Source organism: Halobacillus sp. BAB-2008, assembly GCF_000328325.1.
Lineage (GTDB): Bacteria > Bacillota > Bacilli > Bacillales > Halobacillaceae > Halobacillus.
In genome coordinates, this window is sequence record NZ_ANPF01000051.1 from 77,403 (window position 1) to 101,636 (window position 24,234).

21 protein-coding genes and 2 pseudogenes are annotated in these 24,234 nt (G+C 52.6%); 17 read left to right on the forward strand and 6 right to left on the reverse strand.

The window, feature by feature from the left end:
* Positions 1-86 precede the first annotated feature (86 nt).
* The 3 genes from map to D479_RS12240 form a co-directional block, all read right to left on the reverse strand.
* Entirely contained in the window at positions 87-830 is a 744-nt protein-coding gene (gene map, locus D479_RS12230; protein ID WP_008637475.1) for a type I methionyl aminopeptidase, read from the reverse strand.
* Positions 831-977: 147 nt separating this feature from the next.
* On the reverse strand, positions 978-1,454 hold the full coding sequence (locus D479_RS12235; RefSeq protein ID WP_008637477.1) for a DUF456 domain-containing protein: 477 nt from the start codon (positions 1,452-1,454) through the stop codon (positions 978-980).
* Positions 1,455-1,571: 117 nt separating this feature from the next.
* Positions 1,572-2,576, reverse strand: a complete 1,005-nt coding sequence (locus D479_RS12240; RefSeq protein ID WP_008637481.1) for an aldo/keto reductase — start codon at positions 2,574-2,576, stop codon at positions 1,572-1,574.
* Positions 2,577-2,693: 117 nt separating this feature from the next.
* Between D479_RS12240 and D479_RS12245 the strand changes: the two genes are divergently transcribed.
* From D479_RS12245 to fosB, 4 genes and pseudogenes are all read left to right on the forward strand, one after another.
* Complete coding sequence (locus D479_RS12245; RefSeq protein WP_008637484.1) at positions 2,694-5,057, forward strand: penicillin acylase family protein; 2,364 nt, start codon at positions 2,694-2,696, stop codon at positions 5,055-5,057.
* Positions 5,058-5,155: 98 nt separating this feature from the next.
* Positions 5,156-5,451, forward strand: a pseudogene (locus D479_RS12250) (putative quinol monooxygenase).
* Positions 5,452-5,553: 102 nt separating this feature from the next.
* Positions 5,554-5,757: a hypothetical protein gene (locus D479_RS12255; protein WP_008637494.1), complete on the forward strand. Its 204-nt coding sequence runs from the start codon at positions 5,554-5,556 to the stop codon at positions 5,755-5,757.
* Positions 5,754-6,176, forward strand: coding sequence for a metallothiol transferase FosB (fosB, locus tag D479_RS12260; RefSeq protein ID WP_008637495.1), 423 nt, complete (start codon positions 5,754-5,756; stop codon positions 6,174-6,176). Before D479_RS12255 ends, fosB begins: the two co-directional genes overlap by 4 nt.
* Before the next feature lie 78 nt (positions 6,177-6,254).
* Here the strand turns inward: fosB and D479_RS12265 are convergent, their stop codons facing one another.
* The gene (locus D479_RS12265) at positions 6,255-6,707 is read right to left on the reverse strand and encodes an RDD family protein (RefSeq protein ID WP_008637497.1); all 453 of its coding nucleotides are present in this window, start codon (positions 6,705-6,707) and stop codon (positions 6,255-6,257) included.
* Between the two features lie 212 nt (positions 6,708-6,919).
* On the opposite strand from D479_RS12265, the gene D479_RS12270 reads away from it, so the two are divergent.
* From D479_RS12270 to D479_RS12305, 8 genes are all read left to right on the forward strand, one after another.
* A complete protein-coding gene (locus D479_RS12270) occupies positions 6,920-7,744 on the forward strand; it encodes a M55 family metallopeptidase (protein WP_008637499.1) in 825 nt (274 codons plus the stop codon).
* 12 nt (positions 7,745-7,756) lie between these two features.
* Complete coding sequence (locus tag D479_RS12275) at positions 7,757-8,689, forward strand: ABC transporter permease (RefSeq protein ID WP_008637501.1); 933 nt, start codon at positions 7,757-7,759, stop codon at positions 8,687-8,689.
* A 4-nt stretch (positions 8,690-8,693) separates the two neighbouring features.
* Entirely contained in the window at positions 8,694-9,650 is a 957-nt protein-coding gene (locus D479_RS12280) for an ABC transporter permease (protein ID WP_008637502.1), read from the forward strand.
* A gap of 3 nt (positions 9,651-9,653) precedes the next feature.
* Positions 9,654-10,658 (forward strand): ABC transporter ATP-binding protein, encoded by a 1,005-nt coding sequence (locus D479_RS12285; RefSeq protein WP_008637503.1) that lies wholly within the window; start codon positions 9,654-9,656, stop codon positions 10,656-10,658.
* Positions 10,659-10,676: 18 nt separating this feature from the next.
* Positions 10,677-12,302, forward strand: coding sequence for a peptide ABC transporter substrate-binding protein (locus D479_RS12290; protein WP_008637504.1), 1,626 nt, complete (start codon positions 10,677-10,679; stop codon positions 12,300-12,302).
* Between the two features lie 97 nt (positions 12,303-12,399).
* A complete protein-coding gene (locus D479_RS12295; protein WP_008637505.1) occupies positions 12,400-13,497 on the forward strand; it encodes a dipeptide epimerase in 1,098 nt (365 codons plus the stop codon).
* Between the two features lie 22 nt (positions 13,498-13,519).
* Positions 13,520-14,449 carry a C40 family peptidase gene (locus D479_RS12300; protein WP_008637506.1) on the forward strand — a complete coding sequence of 310 codons (930 nt, stop codon included), beginning with the start codon at positions 13,520-13,522 and terminating at the stop codon, positions 14,447-14,449.
* Positions 14,449-15,471 carry an oligopeptide/dipeptide ABC transporter ATP-binding protein gene (locus tag D479_RS12305; protein WP_008637507.1) on the forward strand — a complete coding sequence of 341 codons (1,023 nt, stop codon included), beginning with the start codon at positions 14,449-14,451 and terminating at the stop codon, positions 15,469-15,471. The genes D479_RS12300 and D479_RS12305 overlap by 1 nt, the downstream gene beginning before the upstream one ends.
* Here D479_RS12305 and D479_RS12310 read toward each other — a convergent pair.
* Positions 15,466-15,648: a hypothetical protein gene (locus D479_RS12310; protein ID WP_008637508.1), complete on the reverse strand. Its 183-nt coding sequence runs from the start codon at positions 15,646-15,648 to the stop codon at positions 15,466-15,468. The genes D479_RS12305 and D479_RS12310 overlap by 6 nt on opposite strands.
* A gap of 95 nt (positions 15,649-15,743) precedes the next feature.
* A complete protein-coding gene (locus tag D479_RS12315; protein WP_008637509.1) occupies positions 15,744-17,426 on the reverse strand; it encodes a serine hydrolase domain-containing protein in 1,683 nt (560 codons plus the stop codon).
* 325 nt (positions 17,427-17,751) lie between these two features.
* On the opposite strand from D479_RS12315, the gene D479_RS12320 reads away from it, so the two are divergent.
* The 5 genes and pseudogenes from D479_RS12320 (at position 17,752) to D479_RS12340 (ending at position 24,231) form a co-directional block, all read left to right on the forward strand.
* Entirely contained in the window at positions 17,752-19,101 is a 1,350-nt protein-coding gene (locus D479_RS12320) for an aspartate aminotransferase family protein (protein WP_008637510.1), read from the forward strand.
* Positions 19,049-20,614: an aspartate aminotransferase family protein gene (locus D479_RS12325; protein ID WP_081594830.1), complete on the forward strand. Its 1,566-nt coding sequence runs from the start codon at positions 19,049-19,051 to the stop codon at positions 20,612-20,614. The genes D479_RS12320 and D479_RS12325 overlap by 53 nt, the downstream gene beginning before the upstream one ends.
* A complete protein-coding gene (locus D479_RS12330; protein ID WP_039871422.1) occupies positions 20,614-22,350 on the forward strand; it encodes an IucA/IucC family protein in 1,737 nt (578 codons plus the stop codon). Before D479_RS12325 ends, D479_RS12330 begins: the two co-directional genes overlap by 1 nt.
* Before the next feature lie 22 nt (positions 22,351-22,372).
* On the forward strand, positions 22,373-22,921 hold the full coding sequence (locus D479_RS12335) for a GNAT family N-acetyltransferase (RefSeq protein WP_039871435.1): 549 nt from the start codon (positions 22,373-22,375) through the stop codon (positions 22,919-22,921).
* A pseudogene (locus D479_RS12340) lies at positions 22,896-24,231 on the forward strand (lysine N(6)-hydroxylase/L-ornithine N(5)-oxygenase family protein). Before D479_RS12335 ends, D479_RS12340 begins: the two are co-directional and overlap by 26 nt.
* Positions 24,232-24,234 lie beyond the last annotated feature (3 nt).

A 24,234-nucleotide genomic window follows, 5' to 3' on the forward strand; every position in this document is an offset into this window, starting at 1 on the left:
CCTCCCCAGCTATAGAGATAATGAATACAAAAAACCTAATCCTCTTCGAATACCAGGGATTAGGCTTATCGCATCAGTTATTGTTCTTACAATGTGGTAATAATCGGCCCTTCCTCGGTAAGAATGACCGTATGTTCATATTGAGCGACAAAGCTTTCGTTAGTTAGGAGTGTCCATCCATCTACTGATTGGAAGACTTCCTCTTCGAATGTAGAGATCATAGGTTCAAAGGCAATGACCATACCTTCTACTAACATTTCATCATCCCATGGGGTATCATAGTTGAAAATGTGTTTCGGTTCTTCATGAATCGAACGCCCAACACCGTGTCCGGTAAGGTTTTTAATGACTGTGAAGCCGTGATGCTTAGCTACATCGTGTGAAGCTTTTCCGATTGCACTTTTCTTAGAACCCGGCTGTGCTTTCTTTATTCCGGCTTCGAAAGCTTCTTTAGCTACGTCACATATTTTCTGTAAAATTGCTTCTCCTTCCCCTACGACGAAAGATACTCCAGTATCTGCAAAATATCCGTTTTTTGAACCTGAAACATCTATATTTACTATGTCCCCTTCTTGAATGATCCGTTTTCTCTTTGGAATCCCGTGCGCTACTTCTTCATTGATGCTAATGCATGTATATCCCGGGAAATTGTATTCTCCTTTAGGGGCGGATTGAGCTCCTGCTTTTTCGAACATCTCTCTTGCAATTTCGTCCAGTTCTTTTGTAGTGATTCCAGGTTCTGTCCTATGGACCAACTCATCTCGAATGGTCCCGCATATTTCCCCAATTACTTTCAATCCAACGAAATCCGCTTTGTCTTTTGCAACCATAGGTATTCTCCTTTTCAAAGTATTTTATGAATAATATCCCCTTTAGTTCTTAACCAATGGGTGGAAAATATGATTTCAGTGCTGGTATGACCCTGCCTCTAATCACTTTTAGGAAATCGTGCAGGAGGTGGCTTCTGGAGGGTGTGCTTATATTTCCAGGAAGAACCATACAATCATGATGACTTGAATTACGATTTTCGCCACGGTGCCGCCTAGGAACCCGAATAGAGAGCCGACGGCCGCCTTGAATGCCTCCTCTGCAGCTCTTTTCTGGATGAGCTCTACGACAATGACGGCCAGGAACGGCACAATCAGGATGCCGAACGGGGGGATGATGAAAGAACCGACAATGACACCGACAGCTGCCGCCCGTTCTCCCCATTTGCTGCCTCCGTATTTCTTGACGAAGTAGCTGTTGGCGATGATATCAGAAACAATCAACAGAACGGTCAAGATGACCATGCCGATCCAGAAGAAGATCGATAAGGCTCCTCCGTTCAAAAAGAAATAGTAAGCGAGAAATCCGATCCACAAGACGAGCGGTCCGGGAATGATCGGAAAAATAATGCTTGCAAAGCTCGCGATGAAACACGCGATGATAATTACCCAAATCAATACATCCATCGTTCATTTCCTCCTAAATTTTCTTTCGTACATTTACTTTACGATAAACAAACGGTTCGGTTTCAGCAACGGTTCATTTAAAAAAGCCGGGTCTCAGAGGAGCCCGACTTCTGTCCTTTATTTCATACCAAGTTCCTGACGATCAGGTGGGGCCATAAACTCCGGTCCGACGGGGTCTTTGACATGTTTCAGCAGAATCTCATCGATGTCCTGCAGCGTCTCCTGATCGATTTCAAAATGGCTCACTTCCTGAACAGGGTCCAGTTGGTCCGGTCTCCGTCCTCCCATGAGGGCGATGCCGGATCCGGGCTGGTCGAGTACCCAGCGGAGAGCGAGATGAAGGACGTTCTTGCCGAAACGATCCTTCGCCAATTGGTCCAGTTCGTGCACGGCATCCAGATATTGTTTGAAGCGCGGCTGCTGGAATTTCGGATCGTTGTTACGGAGGTCATCGCCTTTGAACTCCCTGTCAGCGGTCATTTTACCGGAGAGAAGTCCGCGGCACAGTGATCCGTAGGTTATGGATGTCAGGTCATGTTCCTGAACGTAAGGGAGCGTTTTAGATTCAATGTCCCTCTCGAACAGGTTGTACGGCGGCTGCAGGGTATGCAGGGGAGCCGCTTCCCGGAACGTATCCATCTGCTCTGGAGAAAAGTTGCTTACCCCGATGGCGCGGATTTTTCCTTGTTTATATAAATAATTAAGCGCTTCGGCCGTCTCGTGGATCGGTGTCATAGGATCCGGCCAGTGCACTTGGTAAACATCGATATAATCGGTTTGCAGACGGCGGAGGGAATCCTCCACTTCCTGATGGATCCGTTCTTTGCTGGCGTTACGGAACGCCTGGTCCTCTTTCCATTCGATGCCGACTTTCGTAGCGAGGAGAATATCCTCCCTGTTTCCATATTCTTTGACGGCTTTTCCTACGAGTTCCTCGGAATGACCGAAGCCGTATGCAGGAGCTGTATCAATGAAGTTAATCCCATGATCCAGCGCTTTATGGATGGTATCAATAGACTGTTTCTCGTCGGTACCACCCCACATCCAGCCGCCGATCGCCCATGTTCCAAGACCGATTCGGCTTGCTTCCATAGAAGTATTGCTGATATTTATTTTTTCCATAATCATAAGCACCTCCAAGTCGAGCATATGGGTGTAGTTTACCCGAATGGTCAATCTAGTAATCATAAGTTCTCGCATTCTTCCGGAACAAGTAAGGTATAATAGGAGAAAAGGGGGATGAGTGCAGTGGAGACGGTAAGGAAATGGGACGACCATCAACCACGCAGGAAAAGATGGAAGAAGGTGACGCTGTGGACCGCGGGGGTTATCGTTTTATTAGTCGTTTCGGCGCTTATTTTTGTAAACGTTTACATAAACCGCAGCCTGCCGCAGGTCAGCGGGGAAAAGCAGCTGGACGGTTTGGAGGGACAGGTGACCATCACAAGGGATGCGGACGGGATTCCTCATATAAAAGCGGAGAATACAGCGGATCTATTCCGGGCCCAAGGGTACGTGCAGGCTCAGGACCGCCTGTTTCAAATGGAGCTTGCTCGCAGGCAGGCATCGGGAAGGTTGAGCGAAGTCGTCGGGGAAGCGACGGTGGATCAGGATCGTTATTTCCGGACACTGGGTCTGCGCCGGGCGGCAGAAAAGTCGCTGGAGGTCTATTCAGAGGAGACGATCCGTGATCTGCAGGCTTTTGCAGATGGGGTCAATACGTTTATGGAAGAAGAGCCGCTCCCGCCGGAATTTGCAATGATGGGCATAGAACCGGAGCCTTGGACACCGCTTGATTCCATCACGATCGGCAAGTATATGGCCTTTGATTTAGGCGGGCACTGGGAGCGGCAGGCGTTCCATGCCTATCTTCTGCAGAACTTCGATGAAGAAGAGGCGTACGAGCTGTTTTCATCCTACCCGGAAGATGCGCCGACCGTCCTGACAGCAGTGGATATGGAAGATAGCTTTGCACAGGCAGTCATTCCGGAGCCGTTCAATGGCAGCAACAACTGGGTCGTGAGCGGGGAGCGGACGGAATCGGGCGCACCGATGCTTGCGGACGATCCGCATCTTGGGATCGCCACACCATCGATTTGGTACCAGATGCAGCTGGAGGCTCCTGATTACCAGGTTTCGGGCGTTATTTTCGCGGGAGTGCCGGGGGTCATCCTCGGTCATAATGCAGATATCGCATGGGGGGTAACCAACGTCGGTCCTGACGTGCAGCAGCTTTACGCAGAAAAGCGTAATCCGGACGATCCTACGCAGTTCGAATTCGAAGGGGAGTGGGAGCAGGCGGAGGTGATCGCTGAACCGATTGAGGTCAAAGATGGAGACACGGTCGAATTAGAGGTGCTCGAAACGCGTCACGGACCGGTCATCAGCGAATTTGCCGAAGAGACGGGCAAGGATGAGGTGCTTTCCCTGAGGTGGACGGCGCTCGATCCGACAACGGAGCTGGAAGCGGTCATGGAGATCAACCGGGCGGATGATTGGTCTTCTTTTGAAAAAGGGTTGGAGAAGTTCCTCGCCCCTGCTCAAAATTTCGTGTTTGCCGATAAAGATGGAACGATCGCCTATAAAGCGAACGGCCGCATTCCGATCTATGAAAATCCGGATGACGCGCTGCTGCCGCTCCCGGGTTGGAAGAAGGAAACGGAGTGGAAAGGATTCATTCCTTTCGACGAGCTGCCGACTTCTGTCAATCCGGAAGAGGGCTTTATTGCGACAGCCAATAACAAAATTACAAACGACGATTATCCCTATCATATCAGTCACAACTGGGCACAGCCTTATCGATATGAGCGGATCGCTGAAATGATTCAGGCGGAGGATGATATGACGCCGGAGGATTTTCAGGCGATGCAGATGGATGTGAAGAACCTGCAGGCGGAAGAGTTCCTCGGCTATATGACGGAAACGATGAATGGGGATTGGAACGACATCGAACAAGAGAGCCTCGCCCTCATGAAGGACTGGAATTTGGAAGACGATGCCGGACTTGCTCAGCCGCTCATTTTTCACCATTGGATGTTAACGATGCAGGACGTGTTGTATAAGGATATTTCAAAAGACATGCGTGGACTGTTCGGCGGATCTGCGCAGACAACGGACGAACTGCTTCGCATGGTCCAGGATGGGGAAGAGTCCCTTTGGATGGAAAAGGCCGGCGGGGTGGAAGAAGTATTGGAGTCGTCGTTCCGAAAGACGGTCACGGAACTGACGGAAATGTATGGGGAGGATCCTTCCGCCTGGACGTGGGGGGACGGGCACGCGGTTGAATTCACGCATCCGCTTTCCAGCATCGGCTTTCTCGAACGCTTCCTGAACCCCGGCGACCCGGAGCCTGTCAGCGGAAGCCGCGTAACGGTCAGGGCTGCAGGGTTCAACGATGACGGGATCGTCAATCATGGTGCCTCGTGGCGGTTTGTCATCGATATGGAAGATCCAACAGAAGCCTACCACGTCGTTGGTCCCGGTCAGTCGGGTCACTTTCGGAGCGACTGGTACCACGACCAGATGATGGATTGGGTGGAAGGCGGATACCATAAGACGAGTATGACCGATTACGAAGGGGAAACGTTGACTCTGACTCCATAAACAAATCTTTTGATTTCCCGTGGGCAGGAGGCGTATAGTTTTCTATAAATCCTTCCTTCGTGGAGGAGTCTTGATAGTTGTGAAAAGGAGGAGATCCCATGTACATCATTCATGCAACCCTTGAGGTGGATCCACAGAAAAACCGGAATTCCTGGAGGCGACAAGAGCGCTTATGGAAGGTTCCCGTGAAGAAGAAGGCAACGTGTCCTATAATCTCATGAAAGACACAGAAAAAGAAAACGTCTATCAGATGATTGAAATTTGGAAAGATGCCGCCGCTATGGAGGAGCACAATAAATCCTCCCATCTGCAGAACTTCGTCAAAAAAGCGAAGGAACTGCTGACTGCACCGATGGATTTGAATATTTATGAAGGAAACAAGGTAGAGAAATAAACCGAATCCCCTGTGCGGCTCGCTGCATGGGGGTTTTTCTATGAAACCTTGACGAGACTTCCCGTTCTTCCTCTATAATGAAGGAAGGGAGGATCGTTTTTTATGAGTTTTGCACGAACATTCAGTTACTTATTCTGTTTCCTTGTCTTGTGGAGTATGCTTTCTATTTATGATTACATGGCTGGAGATTCGATTCTATGGGAGGAGAACGTGAAAGCTTCCATCGTCGTCATAGTTTTTTATTCGCTGCTTTATCACTTGCTGCAGACGTTGAAGCGTTCCAAAACAGGAGGAGAGCGCTTATGAACATAGGACCGGTCAATCATTATTTGTTTTCTGTCGCCGATTTGGACCGCTCGATCACTTTTTACCGGGAGGTTTTCCAAGCGAAGTTACTCGTGAAGGGGAGGACGACGGCTTATTTGGATTTGAACGGAATGTGGCTTGCTTTGAATGAGGAAAAGGATATTCCGCGGGAAGAGATTCATCAGTCCTATACCCATATCGCGTTTACGATTGCAGAAGAGGAAGTGGAGTCCGCATATGAGGAGCTTCTTGAACTCGGTGTCCCCATACTAAGCGGCAGGCCGAGGGACACACGGGACGGCAGCTCGATCTATTTCACAGATCCCGACGGGCATAAGTTCGAACTCCACACCGGTACGCTCGAAAAGCGGCTCGCGTATTATAAAGCGGCGATGCCCCATATGAAATTTTATACATAAGATAAAAAGAAGAAGGTGGGCCCAGCAATCTGGTTCCACCTTCTTTTTTTTGGAGGAAGAGAGGTCGGCTGCTTCTTCCTACACCTCTACTTCTGCTGTATTTTTCGCAGAGGCTCCCTGCGGTGCGTCGTACGTCACATACGTGCCGGCGATGAAATCATGAACAGCTCGCTTATCGTCCCTCATCCCGACCATGAAAGCACTGACAATCAGGGCGATGCCCAAGGTCACGACATACACGAGTCCTGCTACCACTTCCCTCAACAGCATGGTGCCGAGCGAGACTTCGCTGCCATCTGCTTTCACTACCCGCATGCCGCCTGTGATTCGCTTTCCAATCGTGTATCCCGACCATATTGTCGGAACCAGAACCCAATAAAGCAGACCGATGACGTTGGTCGGACGATACTCATCCGTGGAGGTGAAGCTGCCATAGATGAGCCAGGAGACCAGACTGATGACAAGGAACAGAATCAACCCATCCAGAAGTCTCGCCCCGACCCTCACCCAAAAACCAGCAGGATTACTCATGGACTACCACTCCTTTATTTAATCCCTTGGTACTATTTACCTTTCCTGTCTAAGGTTAAAACTTTCTTTATTTTAGAAAAAAATGACATAGGCAAAAGCCTTGTATTACAGGCTCATCCACTTATCCTAAGTATTTGTACTCTTGCAAATATGTGGAATTATTGTTAAATTAATTGAAAATTATAAAAATTGACAAAAAAGGGGGAGTCGGGATGAAGTTATACCTTTCCGTTGATATGGAAGGGATCACGGGTATTCCAGATCACACGTTCGTCGATTCGTCGAAGCACAATTACGAACGGGCAAGAAAAATAATGACGGAAGAAGTCAATTACGTCCTACATACGGCCTATGAAAACGGAGCCACGGAAATTCTCGTCAATGACAGCCATTCCAAAATGAATAATCTGCTCATCGATGACCTGCATCCGGATGTTCTCTTAATTACGGGAGGAGCGAAACCTTACTCGATGGTCGAAGGGCTCGATGAGAGCTTCGACGGAGCGATGTTCATCGGCTACCATGCACGCGCAGCCATGAAAGGGGTACTGTCCCACTCCATGACCTTCGGGGTCCGTAACTTTTACGTGGACGAGAGGGCGGTGGGGGAACTCGGCTTCAATGCCTACATGGCAGGTCACTACGGTGTGCCTGTCCTGATGGTCGCAGGGGATGACCAGGCTGCGATGGAAGCGGAAGACCTCCTGCCGAACGTGACGACGGCAGCTGTCAAAGAAACGATCACACGGGCAGCCGTCAAGAGCCTTACTCCGAGAAAAGCGGGAGAACTGCTGCAGCAGAAAACGAAAGAAGCGATACATAACCGATCCAACGTTCCACCTTTACGAGCGTCGGAAAGTCCGGCGCTCGCCATTGAATTCATGAATTATGGACAAGCCGAGTGGGCGGCCATGATGCCGGGGGCCGTTCTGGCATCCGATTCGACGACCGTCCACTTTCAAGCCCGGGATATCAAGGAAGCCTATCAGGCGATGCTCGTCATGACAGACCTCGCTATGCGGGCCACATCAAGCTAGGAGGGGACAGCTGTGTTTACCTATATTTTGAAACGCTTCGCCTATATGGTCGTGACGGTGTTCATCATCGCCACGCTCACGTTTTTCCTGATGAATGCCATTCCGGGGTCTCCACTTAACGAAGAGCGGACGACGAATGCAGCCGTCCAGCAGAACCTGGAGGAGTTCTACCACCTCGATGAACCACTTGCCGTCCAGTATGTTCTCTATTTGAAATCGATCGTGACGCTTGATTTCGGTCCATCGATCAAGCAGCCGAATGATTCGGTGAACTCGCTGCTGAGCAGAGGTTTTCCGATTTCTGCAGAGCTCGGGATATGGACGATATTGATTGCCGTCGTATCCGGAATCGTCCTCGGTGTGCTGGCCGCGCTTAAACATAACGGCGTCATTGATTACTTGGCGATGACACTCGCCGTTCTTGGGATCTCCATTCCAAACTTCGTACTTGCGACCTTCCTGATCCAGCAGCTGGCGGTCAATGCAGGACTTCTGCCTGCGGCGACGTGGAGTTCGCCCCAGCACATGATTCTTCCGATCATTGCACTTGCGACCGGTCCGATGGCAATTATCGCCCGTTTGACCAGATCGAGCATGCTGGAGACGCTGACGCAGGATTATATTAAGACGGCCAGGGCAAAAGGATTGTCGCCTTTCAAAGTCGTCGTGAAGCATGCGTTAAGGAATGCGCTCATGCCCGTTGTAACCATACTCGGGACGCTGCTTGCCGGTATCTTAACCGGGACGTTCGTCATCGAGAAGATCTTTGCCATCCCGGGGATGGGCAAATATTTCGTCGAAGGAATCAACCAGCGGGATTATCCAGTCATCATGGGAACGACGGTCTTCTACAGCGCATTTCTCGTTTTCATGCTGTTCCTTGTAGACATCGCCTACGGAATACTCGATCCTCGAATCAAATTACATAAAGAAGGGGGCCGATGACGGAATGCCGGCTTTAGAGAAAGAACACACAAACAACCACCACTCATCGATCCCCGATGAATGGTTCCGTCCGAAGGAGAAGGACTTGGAAGAGGCAGAATCGGTCGTCCGGCCGTCTCTGTCCTACTGGGCCGATGCCTGGCGGAGACTCAGACAGAACAAGCTTGCCATGTTCGGACTCGTTTTCCTTGTGCTGCTCGGCATCATGGCGGTGATCGGTCCATGGATTTCCCCGCACAGCGTGTCGGAGACGCAGCTGGCCAACCAAAACCAGGCGCCTTCTGCGAGCCACTGGTTCGGCACGGATGAACTCGGCCGGGACGTCTTCACTCGTACATGGTACGGGGCGAGAATTTCCTTATTCGTCGGTCTCATGGCGGCCCTGATCGATTTCTTCATCGGCGTCGCCTACGGAGGGATTTCCGGGTATAAGGGCGGCCGCACGGATAACGTGATGATGCGGATCATTGAAATCCTCTACGGTCTTCCTTATCTGCTTGTCGTTATCCTGCTGCTCGTCGTGATGGGTCCAAGTCTTTTGACCATCATCATCGCACTCACCGTCACCGGCTGGGTAGGGATGGCGAGGATTGTCCGCGGACAGGTCCTGCAGTTGAAACACAATGAATTTGTCATGGCATCCCAGTCGTTCGGAGCGAAGACGAAGCGGATCATCCGGAAGAACCTGCTTCCGAACACGATGGGTCCGATCATCGTACAGATGACGCTGACAGTTCCATCCGCGATCTTCGCGGAAGCCTTTCTCAGCTTCCTCGGACTCGGCATTCAGTCGCCGTACGCGAGCTGGGGAATGATGGCGAACGACGCGCTGGGAGTCATTCTTTCCGGAGACTGGTGGCGCCTGTTCTTCCCGGCGTTCTTCATATCTGCAACGATGTTCGCGTTTAACGTACTCGGAGACGGGCTGCAGGACGCCCTCGATCCAAGACTTAGGAGGTAGAAGATGGAGAAGATATTGGACATCCGCGACCTCCACGTCTCCTTCACCACATTCGGTGGTGAAGTGCAGGCGGTTCGAGGCGTGAATTTAGAATTGTATCAGGGGGAGACGCTCGCGATCGTCGGCGAATCCGGCTGCGGCAAGAGTGTCACGGCAAACAGCATTATGCGGCTCATTCCGGAACCTCCGGGATGGATCAAACAGGGGTCGATTTTGTTCAAGGGACAGGACATGACGAAGCTGTCCCAGAAGCAGATCCGCAGCATCCGCGGGGTCGACATATCGATGATCTTCCAGGATCCGATGACAGCGCTGAACCCCACGCTCACGGTTGGAGATCAATTGACGGAAGGATTGAAGCAGCACAGAAAGATATCGAATAAAGAAGCGAAGGCACAGGCCGTTTCCATGCTCAACCTTGTCGGTATTCCGAACCCGGATGAGCGGATGAAGCAGTATCCCCACCAATTCAGCGGTGGGATGAGACAGCGGATCGTCATTGCCATGGCACTGATCTGTGAACCGGAGCTGTTGATTGCGGATGAGCCGACGACGGCACTCGATGTGACGATCCAGGCCCAGATTCTTCAGCTGTTCCGCAAGATTCAGAAGGAGACGGGAGTGTCGATCATTTTGATCACCCATGATCTCGGTGTCGTTGCGAAAATCGCCGACAGGATCGCGGTCATGTATGCCGGGAAGGTCGTTGAGACGGGGACGAGGCGGGAAATATTCTATACACCGAATCATCCTTATACGAAAGGCTTGCTGCACTCGGTCCCGCGTCTCGATCAAAAAGGAGAGAAATTGATTCCGATCGAAGGCACTCCGCCGGATCTTTTCGCTCCACCGGAAGGGTGCCCGTTCACGGCCCGCTGTCCGGCAGCGATGGAAGTATGCGGCAGAGTCCAGCCGGTTCACACCGAGCTTAGTACCACCCACGCAGTCGAATGCTGGCTGCAGGATGAACGGGCTCGCACTTATATGGCAACAATAAAAGGATCATAAAAAAGAGGGGGAGCACGTATGAAAAAGTGGTTGACGTTAATCATGGGGATTGTACTTGTCGCGATGCTGGCGGCTTGTACGGCAAATGAGAGTTCTAGTGAAGGATCAGATGAAGGGGACGGCTCGGAGGAGAGTGGTACGAAGACGCTTCTCATCAATAACGGGGAAGAGCCGACGTCGTTCGACCCGCCGATGGGCTTTGATAACTTGTCCTGGAATGCCTTGAACAACTTGATGGAAGGTATGACCCGTCTGGGTAAAGATCATTCTCCACAGCCTGCAACGGCAGAGGAATGGGAAGTGTCGGAAGACGGAAAAGTGTACACGTTTAAAATCCGTGATGATGCGGCATGGTCCAACGGCGATGACGTGACGGCAGGGGATTTTGAGTACGCCTGGAAGCGTCTGCTGGATCCGGAAACGGCTTCACCAGCTGCGTTCCTCGGTTACTTCATTGAAGGTGGAGAAGCATTCAACACAGGGGATGGAACAGCGGATGACGTCATGGTGGAAGCGGTCAGCGATATAGAGTTGAAAGTGACGCTGAAAGCACCGACCGGCTACTTCCTTCACGTCATCTCCAATCCGGCATTCTTCCCGATCAATCAGTCGGTGGCAGAAGAGAATCCGGAATGGTACACCGAAGCGGACAGCTTCGTCGGTAACGGACCATTCACGCTTGATCAATGGAAGCATGACAGCGAAATGGTCTTTAAGAAGAGTGAAAACTACTGGGATAACGAAACCGTTCAATTGGATGAAGTCAAATGGTCCATGGTTCCTGATGAGAATACGGAATATCAGATGTATAAGAGCGGCGAGCTCGACACGTCCTACATCCCGGCAGAGCTTGCTGATGAGTTGATGGATAGTGAAGAAGTCAACATCACGGATCAGGCGGGAACGTATTTCTACCGTTTCAACGTCAATGAAGAGCCGTTCCAGAATAAAAAGATCAGACAGGCGTTCGCCATGGCTGTGAACCAGCAGGACATCGTCGATTATGTTACGAAGAACGGCGAAGAGCCGGCATACGGCTTCGTGTCCTACGGATTTGAAGGGCCGTCCGGGGATGATTTCCGTGAGCATAACGGCGACCTGATCGAATTCAATGCAGAGGAAGCGAAGAAATTACTGGAAGAGGGAATGGAAGAAGAAGGTTATGATGAACTTCCTGCTGTCACACTTTCCTACAATACAAGTGAAGATCATAAGAAAGTAGCGGAAACCATCCAACAAATGTTCAAGGAAAATCTGGATGTCGATGTGACCCTTGAAAATGCGGAATGGAACGTGTTCCTGGAAGCGCAGAAGAACTTGGAGCACCAGCTTTCCAGAAGTTCCTTCCTTGCTGACTATGCAGACCCGATCAACTTCCTGGAGAGCTTCATCTCCGACTCCTCCATGAACCGGACCGGCTGGTCAAATGAAGAGTACGATCAGTTGATTGCCGATGCGAAAGCGGAGACGGATGAAGCGAAGCGCTGGGAGCTGATGTATGAAGCAGAGAAAGTGCTGTTCGAAGAAATGCCGATCTTCCCGATTCACTTCTACAACCAAGTGCTGCTGGAGAAAGATTCCGTTTCAGATATCGTCCGTCACCCGGTCGGATATCTTGAATTGAAATGGGCAGATAAGAAGTAAGGATCAACGAAAAGAGGCAGCCGTTTTCCGTCACGGAAAGACTGCCTCTTTTTCTTTTACATAACCGGTATGTTTATAGAAAGGAAGGGTGAGAGATTTGAAGATAGCCTCCATAGACACCTACCCGATAGCTGTTCCGCTTCATAAACCGTTCAAGACGGCGCTCCGGACCGTGACGGTTGCACAATCCATCTATGTGAAGGTGACGTGCGACAACGGGATCATCGGCTGGGGCGAAGCGCCGCCGACCCACGTCATAACAGGAGAAAGTCTCGTAAGTATCGAGCACACCATCCGCACGATCCTGGCCCCTGTTCTCCTTGGAGAATCCGTGCTTAGCAGAGACACTTTATTTGGAGCACTTCATGCAAGCTGTGTCGGTAATACAAGTGCCAAGGCAGCGGTCGATATCGCGATCCATGACTGTCTCGCCCGCTTCTGCCGCCTTCCCCTTTATCAGTTTCTCGGAGGGGCGAAGCGGATGCTTGAGACCGACTATACGGTCAGCGTCAATGAGCCGGAGGAGATGGCGGACGATGCCGAACGATATATAAAAGACGGTTTCCGCACGCTCAAGGTGAAGGTCGGGAAAGACTCGATCGACAAGGACATAGAAAGGATCCGGGCAATTCGCAGCCGGATCGGGGACGATGCTGCAATCCGCCTTGATGCGAATCAGGGATGGAGTGCGAAAGACGCCATCCGCGCCATCCGGCGGATGGAAGAACTGAAGCTGCCGATCGAACTCGTCGAGCAGCCGGTGAAGGCAGGAGATATCGAAGGACTGAAGCAGGTGACGGACGCAACCCATACGATCGTCATGGCTGATGAAAGCGTCTTTTCACCGGCGGACGCAAAGCGGGTCCTTGAAACAAGAAGTGCCGATATGATCAATATTAAGCTGATGAAATCAGGCGGCATCCATCAAGCATGTAAAATCAACGCCATGGCAGAAAGCTGTGGTATCCCGTGCATGGTCGGTTCAATGATTGAAACGAAGCTCGGGATCACGGCTGCCGCCCATTTTGCCGCTGGATTGAATAATGTAACCAAGGTCGATTTCGATGCACCGCTCATGCTGACGGGAGATCCAATCGTCGGTGGTGTCGTGTACAACCGTGCCGTTATGACTATGCCCGATGAACCAGGGCTTGGAATCGATGAGGTGCGGTTCCAGGAACACGTCCTATCATAGAGAAGAAAAGGGGGAAGACAAGATGAATCAACAGGAGAGAATCTGGATCGTCTCGGCACCGGTCGCAACGGTATGGACATCACCGGAGTCCCCGCGAACGATCGACGAACAGGGATTAGAGCGCACGTTTTCTGTGAAGAAGTGGCTGGAGGAGTTGGATGACCCGGCGAAGCATGCCATGTGTGACGATAACCTCGTCCAATCCCAGCTGCTTTACGGTGAACGTGTCCTTGTCGATGAGGTGGAGGGTGACTGGGCGAAGGTTGTCATTCCGAGTCAGCCTTCGAGCAAGGATGCGCGTGGATATCCAGGCTATGTGCCGTACCGCCAATTGACAGAGGTGCCGGAAGCGGACTGGAAAGGCGTCGATCTGGTCATCGTCCATGCAAAAGCAACTATCCTTTACGACGAGAAAAAACAGCCGCTGTTTGAAATCAGCTTTTTGACCGAGCTTCCTTTCCTGTATGAGGAAGACTCGTTCATCCGGGTCCGACTGGCGGATGGGGAAGGCTATGTAAGCAGAGAAGATGCACGAAGCAAACCGAAGGATATCCGGGAGAGAAGCGGGGCGTCCATCATAAAGACGGCAGAGGCTTTCAAGGGTCTTCCGTATTTCTGGGGCGGAATGAGCGCGTTCGGTTATGACTGCTCCGGTTTCGCCTACAACATGCACAAAGCGCAGGGTCACGTTATTCCGCGTGATGCGTCCGACCAGGCCCTCCATGGCATAGACATCCCGTTGGATCGCGTCGAACCGGGGGATCTATTATTCTTTGCTTATGAAGAAGGAAAAGGCAGGATCCACCACGTCGGTTTCTATTACGGACATGGAAAGATGCTGCATTCCCCGAATATCGGCAAGGCGATTGAAATCATAGATTTGCAGGGTTCTGATTACGAGAAGGAATGGTGCAGAGCAAGAAGGTATGGGACAGAAGAGGGGGCATCTTGATGGACAGAGAAAAAGTGTTGGAAGTGAAACAGTTGAAGAAGCACTTCCATTTAGGAAAAGGGCGGACGTTGAAAGCGGTGGACGGCGTCAGCTTCGATATATACAAAGGCGAAACGTTCGGTCTTGTCGGGGAATCCGGGTGTGGGAAATCGACGACAGGAAGGACGATTATGAATCTCTATGACCGTACGGATGGAGAAGTGCTCTATCAAGGGAAAAGCGTCCACGGGAGAAATCCGAAAGAACAATTCCACCTGAAACGGAACATGCAGATGATCTTTCAGGACCCATATGCTTCCTTAAATCCACGATCGACAGTTGCGGAGATCATAGCCGAACCGATGGAAATCCACGGTCTGTTTTCCAGTGGGCGAGAACGGACGGAGCGGGTCTATGAGCTGTTGGAAGAGGTCGGGCTGAACCGGGATCATGCCAACCGCTATCCGCACGAATTCAGCGGCGGCCAGCGTCAGAGGATTGGAATCGCACGGGCGCTTGCGCTGGATCCGGATATCGTCATCGCAGATGAACCGATATCGGCATTGGATGTGTCTGTTCAAGCCCAGGTCGTCAACCTGCTCGAAAGGCTGCAGGAAGAGAAGGGGCTTACCTATTTATTCATCGCCCACGACCTATCGATGGTCCAGCACATCTCGGACCGGATCGGTGTCATGTATCTTGGTCATCTAGTGGAGCTGACGAGCAGCGATCGTCTGTACGCGAACCCGCTGCACCCCTATACAAAAGGGCTCTTATCTGCGATTCCCATTCCCGATCCGGACCTTGAGGATGCCCGGGAGCAGGTGCTGATCGAGGGGGAAATCCCAAGTCCGATCGATCCACCGAGCGGCTGCGTCTTCCGGACCAGGTGTCCTGTCGCCATGGACATCTGCGCACAGAAGGTACCCGTGTGGCAGGAGGCCGAAGAAGGGCACCAGGTCGCCTGTCATTTGTACGATGAGGAGCACAAGGAGACCGTTCAGGAACAGAGATCGGACCGGAAAGCGTCGACGCTGTCATAGTTCACTTTTTTTCTTTTTTGAAAGGACGGTATAGAGGATGTAAAAGGCGACAGCGATGACACCGATCAGACGGAAGGTCCGATAACCAAAGTCTCCAACCACCAGATCATACATGAGAAATCCGACTAAAACGGCACTACAGATTGCAAACAGCGTGATTTTGGTTGTTCTGCTCACAGTCTACCTCCTTTACTCTTTCTATTTTTTACTATAACCTTTGACAGGAAATGTAAAACGCCCGTGGAGCATCAAGCTCCCGGGCGTTTTTTTTACTATCGTTTCTCCCATTCATTCGTATCAAAATCGAGCGGCTTCTTGTTGATTTTTGCTCCCTCTACGTACCAGCCCCGGTTGTTGACGGCGTTATCTGTTTCATACGTGAAGCGGATAAATTTGGTGTCTTTCGGCAGAGAGAAGTCCTTATGAACCCAATCATCGCTTTCCCCGGTAAATACCTCCAACTCTTCCCAATTCTCGCCGTCCGTCGATCGTTCCAGGCGACCATTGTCATAGGTGTTTTCGATGCGGTACCACGTATCGAAGGAAAGAGTGGCAGCTTTCTTCAAATCGACTTCTGCCGTCATCGATCTGGCCAGCTTGTCGCCATAACCGGCAAACCATCGTTCGGCCTTCTTCGTGGAAGACGCTACCGGTATGGCATCGGCGACCTGTCTGGCGAACGCACGTCTCGTCGGGGAGGTGGATACCGTTTCCCGTGTCGGGTGCACCCGGTTTGTCAACAGGATCGCAATGGTCTGGTTCGCCGGATTGACGACGATCGACGTTCCTGTATAGCCGGTGTGACCGAACGTAGACGGGGAAGAGAGAGCATCCATGAACCAGCCCTGCTGAAGTTCCCATCCGAGCCCGTGGTCATCGCCGGGAAACTGTGGGATCCGGTTTTCCGTGAGCAGCTCGACCGTTTCCGGTTCAAGGATTCTGGTGCCGCCGTATTTCCCTTCCATCAAAAACATATGAGCGAATTTGCCGAGGTCGGAAGCAGTCGAGAAGACGCCTGCATGGCCGGCGACACCGTCCAGGGACCAGGCGCTCTCATCATGCACCTCTCCCCAGACGAGTCCGCGCTCGGTCCACGGCTGGTATTCGGTTGCGGCTATGCGGGCCTTGAGCTGTGCTGGTGGATTGTACATCGTGTCGTTCATTTGAAGCGGTCCGGTTATTTCCTGTTTGACGAAGGTGTCGAGACGCATGCCGGACAGACGTTCAATTAGTGCGCCGAGCGTGATCATGTTGAGGTCGCTGTACGTGTATGTAGATCCCGGGGCATTTTCAAGCGGGTATTGGAGCACGTGCTGGATCCGGTCGTCCCGGTCTCCGTCGACTTGGTATAGGGGAATCCATGGTGTGAATCCGGAGGTGTGGGTCATCAACTGCTCAATCGTCACGTCTTCTTTGCCGTTGGCAGCGAATTCCGGCAGATACTTGGCGACGGGGTCATCCAATTTGAACTTCCCGTCTTCATACAGCTTCATGGCGGCGGTCGTCGTGAAGATTTTGCTGATGGAGGCGAGGTCGAAAATGGTATGCTCCGTCATTTTGATCGGACTTTTTATTTCTGTGAAGGCATCATCCTTATACCGGACAGCGTAGCCGTAGGCTTCCTGCTGAACAATGTGGCCCCGGCGGGCGACGAAGGTTACAGCACCCGGCATCACCTGATCGGCTATCGCCTGCTCGATCAACGGATCGATTGCTTTCAGCGGTCCGCTTCTCATACCAGCTCCGCGGATAGAACCGGGATGCAGGACGGGAGAGGAAGGAAGCGGATGGTCCCACGAAGATGCCGGGAAAGACGGGCGGTGGACAGAGGCATGCGGGTTTTCTTTTTTCTCCATCTCGATCGACGGACCTTCGACCGCTTCAAGCGTGGAGCCGGGCATCATAGCTGCGCCCATGGCAGTGACGAGGACGAGTGACATCGTTCTTCTTTTCATACGATCCCTCCTGTTTTTTCCATCTTCTTCTTAATCATAGGGGCAGGAGTCGACAAAGTCCATGACGCGTACGTCACGAAAACGACAAATTAATGTTTGGAAATATAACCATTTTCTTCTTTAAGTAACAGGTCTTTTTTCCTAATTGTCAGAAAAAAAGCAGTGCTTGCAAAAGGAGAGAGAATGCGGTCGTAACAGGGATTGTAGAGGATATTTCTTCATCTCACCAACTGATAATAGTTCTCAACTACCGTTGACATTGAAAATCATTATCAATTACGATATCGGTAGGTTAACGAACAGAAGAGACAAGGAGCTGAATGAAATGAGTATCCAAACAAAAAAATCCAATAAACAATTATTAGATCAGCAGGAACGAAGAGAATCCAATGCGCGCTCTTATCCGCGCCGTATTCCATTAGCCATCCGGGAAGCGGAAGGCATCTACATAACCGACGTCGAAGGGAAGCGCTACATCGACTGTCTTGCCGGTGCCGGTACGCTAGCCCTCGGTCACAACCATCCGGTCGTCATCGAAGCGATGGAGAAGGTCCTTCGTGACCGCCTGCCGCTTCACACGCTTGATATTACGACAGAAGTAAAAGAAAGCTTCGTCGACGAACTGTTCGACAGCCTCCCGGACGGCTTCCGGGAGCGGGCGAAGGTACAGTTCTGCGGACCTACAGGAGGAGATGCCATCGAAGCAGCGCTGAAGCTTGCAAAGACGGCGACAGGAAGACAGAGCATCCTGACCTTCCAGGGCGGCTATCACGGAGCGACGCATGGAACGATGTCCATAAGCGGCAACCTTGCTCCGAAGCGGCATGTACAGGGATTGATGCCGGATACCCACTTCCTGCCGTATCCATACGAGTACCGCTGCCCGTTCGGTAAAGGCGGGGACGAGGGACAGGCGCTGAGCGCCACCTATATCGAACAGCTGCTGGACGATCCGGAGAGCGGCATTCTTCCCCCGGCAGCGATGATCTTCGAAACGGTCCAGGGCGAAGGGGGAGCTATCCCTGCTCCGATTGAATGGCTAAAGGAAATGCGCCGGATTACGAAGGAGCGGGGGATTCCATTGATCATCGACGAAGTCCAGACAGGGATCGGCCGCACAGGGCGACTGTTCTCCTTCGAGCATGCCGGCATCGTCCCGGACGCCTTCGTTCTATCGAAAGCGATCGGCGGCAGCCTGCCGTTATCCGTCGTCGTGTACGACAGGGAGCTGGACGCATGGGAACCGGGCGCCCATATCGGGACGTTCCGAGGCAACCAGATGGCGATGGCCGCCGGAACAGCGACATTGAAATACGTGAAAGAGCAGCGTTTATCGGAACATGCGGAAAAAATGGGTGCGAAGCTGATGAAAGCATTGAAAGACATGCAGCGTGATTTCCCGGCGATCGGCGATGTCCGCGGGAGAGGATTGATGATCGGAATGGAAATGGTCGACCCGGAAGGAAAAGCATCGATCCAGGGCAGCCTGCCGGCAGACGCGGCAGTCGCAAGCCGTATTCAAAAGGAATGCTTCGACCGCGGGTTAATCCTTGAAGTAGGTGGAAGGCACGGCGCCGTCGTCCGGTTCCTGCCGCCGCTGATCATTACCGAAGCACAAATCGATGACGTGGTGGCGATTCTCCGAGAAGCGACTGCTGCTGCGACGGTGGGGTGAAACGATGACAACGGCATGCAAACAGACGAACACGGCGTTCGATCACCTTTTCCTCCACGGAGAAGCAGGACTTACCGCTTTTCGTAAGCAGATGGAGCTTGTTACAGAAGCGGTGCTGGACGTATATGAAGAGGTCGATCAGCCCTTTATTGGAAAGTCCCATCAGCAGGTGAGAGCGGAGATACAAGCGATGGACACGGACTCTGTGAATGGCCGGGCGCTTGAGGACGTATGGAATGAACTTAAGGACCCTGTTTTGAAGAACAGCCTGCACGTCTCCCACCCACAGAGCATGGCCCATCTCCACTGCCCGCCGCTTGTCGCAGGTATAGCGGCAGAGGTGATGATCGGAGCATGGAATCAATCGATGGATTCGTGGGATCAAAGTCCGGCGGCAACGTATGTCGAAGAAATGCTCGTCAAGTACTGGGCGGATCTAGTCCGGTTTCCGGAAGAGGCGGACGGCGTGTTCACAAGCGGCGGGACCCAGTCCAACTATATGGGCATGCTGCTTGCAAGAGACGCATACTGCCTCAAACGGTTCGGACACGACGTCCAGAAAAAGGGGCTCCCGGAGAACTTCCGGAAGCTGCGTGTGCTCTGTTCTGAAGAAGCCCACTTCTCCGTCCGGAAAAGTCTTGCCCAGCTCGGTCTCGGAGAGGATGCCGTCATTCCGGTCGCCGTCAATGAGCATCACCGGATGGACCCGGCCGCTCTGAAGGATACGCTCGATGAAATGGAACAAACAGGACTCCATCCCTTTGCCGTCGCGGCCACGTGCGGGACGACGGATTTCGGCAGCATCGATCCGCTGGAGGAGATTGCGGATATATGCCAAGAGCGAGGCATCTGGTTTCACGTGGACGCTGCCTATGGCGGGGGGCTTCTCTTCAGCCGGGCACACAAAGGGAAGCTTGCGGGACTGGAGCGAGCGGATTCCGTCACGCTTGATTTTCATAAATGGCTGTATCAGCCGATCAGCTGCGGACTGTTCCTGCTGAAGGACGGCGGCCACATGAGGCTCTTGTCCCACCATGCCGACTATTTGAATCCGAAAGCGGACGAAGAGGACGGCATTTTGAATCTCGTCAACAAAAGCGTGCAGACGACGCGGCGCTTTGATGCGCTCAAAGTGCTCGTCACCCTGAAGACGGTGGGGACAGAGGTGCTGGGCGACATGGTCGACCAGACGATGGCGACGGCGCGTTTTGCTGCCGATCGCTTAGCCGGCCATCCTGATTTTCTTGTGGAAAATGCAGAACCGGAAATGTCCGCCGTCGTTTTCCAGTACAAAGGGAGCGGAGACGTAGACCGCGGCGCTCTGAACCGGCAGATCCAGCAGGACCTCTTCACCTCAGGGAAGCCGATCATCGCCAAAACGGTGGTTCGGGGAGAAACGTATTTGAAATGCACGATTTTGAATCCGCGGACGACAGAAGCGGATGTGAAGGCAGTCATCGAGGCAGTTCTTGACGCTGCGGACAAACGGACGACAGGAGGAGATTCCCATTGATGAAAGCGAAGGAAACAGCCGAACAGGCGACGATGCAGAGTTTCCTCAATTGCTATGTGAGAGAAACCGAAAATTATGAACGCATCAGCGGAGGAGAAGAAAGGATCCGAATCCCGCTCACGAGACAGAAGATGGTGATCGACGTACCGCTGCAGTATTGGTCACTGACGGGGAGGCACCTCTTCCGGTTCCCGGCCGTCTACTACACCGAGGGCATGGAAGATGCCCACACCCTCGACTACGTGACGATGACGACGCTCCTCGTCAAAGAGTGGCTGATCGGGAACGGGCAGGAATGGGCGGAAGATGAGCTCATCCTGCGGGTGCTCCTCAGCTGCAGGAAAATGAAGGAGTACATCGAAGCGCGGTGGGAAGACCGCCATCAGCTCTCCAGAGAAGACTTCGACTATATCGAAGCGGAGCAGTCGCTGCTGTTCGGTCATCTGCTCCACCCGACCCCGAAGAGCAAACAGGGACTGACGGATGCCGAAGACCGAACGTACGCACCCGAGCATAAGGGAATATTCCAACTCGATTATTTCAGTGCGGACCCGGACATCGTCGCGCAGGATTCCAGTCTCGACCGGCCTGCCTCCGTCCTCATTCAGGAGGAAGCGCAGCGGGAAGGGGCGGCAGAGTTTTTGAAAAAAGAGATCGGCGGAGGACGCGTGCTGCTTCCGATGCATCCGCTCCAGTCCGCGAGCCTGCTTAAGCGAAAGGATGTACAACGTCTTCTCGAGTCCGGGGCTTTGACTTACCTCGGGCCGGCAGGAGCTTTTTATACGGCGACATCCTCCTTCCGCACCGTTTACAACAGCTCATCCCCGTGGATGTTCAAGTTCTCCGTCCCGGTGAAAATCACCAACTCCCTTCGCTGTAATCAGCCGAAGGAGCTGGACCGCGGGGTAGAGGTATCCCGACTGCTCGCGACCGATCTCGGTACCCGTCTGCAACAAGCGTTTCCGGATTTCGATATCATCAAGGACCCGGCATCGATCCGCTTGAAGGACGTCCCCGGCTTCGATGTCATCTTACGTGAGAATCCGTTCGTGGAAAAGCAGGCATCCGGAGTGAGTCCCGTGGCAGCCCTCGTCCAGGATCACGCGTACGGAGACAGATCGCGGATAGCGGGCATCATCCACAGCCTTGCCGAGAAGGAAGGGCGGTCGACGGAAGCGGTCAGCCTCGACTGGTTTGAAAAGTATTTGTCGATCAGCTTCGATCCTATGATGTGGATGTATTCGACCTACGGAATTGCGCTTGAGGCCCATCAGCAGAATGCCGTCGTCCGCCTGGAAAACGGCTATCCGTCCCGTTTTTATTACCGGGACAACCAGGGGTACTATTTCAGCGAGTCGAAAGCGGACCTCCTGAAAGCACTGCTTCCTTCCTTGAACGAAACGAGCGACACGATCTGCGCAGATGATGTGGCGGAAGAACGGATGCGCTATTATTTCTTCTTCAATCATTTATTCGGTCTTATCAACGGCTTCGGAACAGGCGGGCTGATCGAGGAAGAGGTGTTGATGGAAATGCTGAGAGAGCGCCTTCAGCTCCATCCGGAATCTCCTGTCGCCAAAAGCCTGCTTACGGAAGGTAAACTGCCGTGTAAAGCCAATCTTTTGACGAGGCTGTATGACATGGACGAGCTGGAAGGGCCGATGGAAGCGCAGTCCGTGTACACCAACATCGATAACCCGATCGCAGTGAAGGAAGGGACGATCCATGGTGTGTGAATATGAACGCTATGCGGAAGACATCGGCCGGACGATCGGATTCCGCCGCGCCGGAATCGATGATCTCGCGCTTGTCCATCGCTGGATGCAGGAGGAACACGTCCATTCGTTCTGGAACTTGGATATTCCGCTCGACCGTTTCCGTACCCACTATGAAAAAGCGCTCGCAGACAGCCACCAGACGCTGTATATCGGAACGATTGATGGAGAACCGGTCAGTTATTGGGAAGCCTATTGGGTACAGGGGGACGTTCTCGAAGGCTCGTATCCCGCCGCCCCATTCGATCAGGGCGTCCACCTGCTGATCGGGGAGAAAGCATACCTTGGTAAAGGCTGTGCCCTGCCTTTCCTCCGCGAAATGGTGCGGTACCAATTCCAGGAGCCTAAGACGGCAAAAGTCGCAGCAGAACCGGATATCCGCAATGAGAAGATGATCCATGTGTTCGAAAGGTGCGGCTTCCGGAGGATAAAGCCGATCCCCCTCCCTGATAAGCAGGCGCAGCTGATGTTTTGTGAACGAGAAGAATTTGAAAAGAGGTGGAACGATGTATACGACACAACCTGTCTATGATGTCATCGGAATCGGGCTCGGGCCGTTCAACTTGGGAATGGCCGCCCTGCTGGACGGGGTAGAGGATGTCCATGCTGTATTCTTCGAAAGGGAAACGGACTTCCAATGGCACCCTCATATGCTGATCGAAGGTACGACGCTGCAGGTCCCGTTTTTCGCAGACCTTGTCAGCATGGCAGATGTGAAGAGCGAGCACAGCTATTTGAACTACCTGCAGGAACATAACCGTCTCTATCACTTCTACTTCCTGGAGAAATTCCATATTCCGAGGAAGGAATACGACCATTACTGCCGCTGGGTGAGTAAGCGCCTTGATTCCTGCCGATTCGGCAAAGAGGTGACGGAGGTCCGGATGGTGGAACGGGACGATCGGAACCTTTATCAAGTGCGGATCCGCGACCTGAGCCGTGGAGAGGAAGAGACCTATATCACCCGTCATATCGTAATGGGGATCGGGACCGAACCGGGTGTGCCGGAAGCTTTCCGGGAAGCACTCGGACCGAACGTCTTCCATACATCGGAATACTTGAAGAGGAAGGAGGAAGCGGAGCTCGACGGGGCTGTGACCGTCATTGGCTCCGGTCAGAGTGCAGCCGAGGTGTTCCTTGATATAGCGAAGCATCAAGAGAACTGCGGCGGCTCGCTTCAATGGTACACCCGGTCGAAGGGCTTCTTCCCGATGGAATATTCCAAGCTCGGGCTGGAGTACTTTTCACCGGACTATATCGACTTCTTCCACGCCCTCCCGCAATGGAAGAAGGACCAGCTGCTGGAGGATCAGAGCCTCTTGTACAAAGGAATAAGCGCTGAGACTGATCGCAGACATTTATGATCACCTGTATGAACGGACCGTCGGAGGCAAAAAAACGGAAATCGAGCTCCAGGCGATGACGGAAATGACGGAGCTTGCAGGACGGGGCGGCCGCCTGACCCTGCGCGGATATCAGCGGGTGAGCGGGGAAGCGGTGGAAACCGAAGCGGATGTTGTCATCCTCGGTACCGGCTATCGACAGCGGATTCCGGCCTTTTTCCGAAGCATCGAAGAAGCACTCGTCAAAGATGACCGGGGAAGGCTCGTCATCAACCGGGAGTATGACATCGAAACGACGTTTGAAGCCGAAGGGGACATTTTTGTACAGAACGGGGAGCTCCATACCCACGGCGTTGGTGCACCGGACCTCGGTCTCGGCGCCTACCGGAATGCCGTGATCATCAACCGGATCGCAGGGAGGGACGTGTACCCGGTCGAAGACTCCCACGTATTCCAGACGTTCGGGTCGAAGAAGCAGCCCGCACTTACCCATCCATAATCG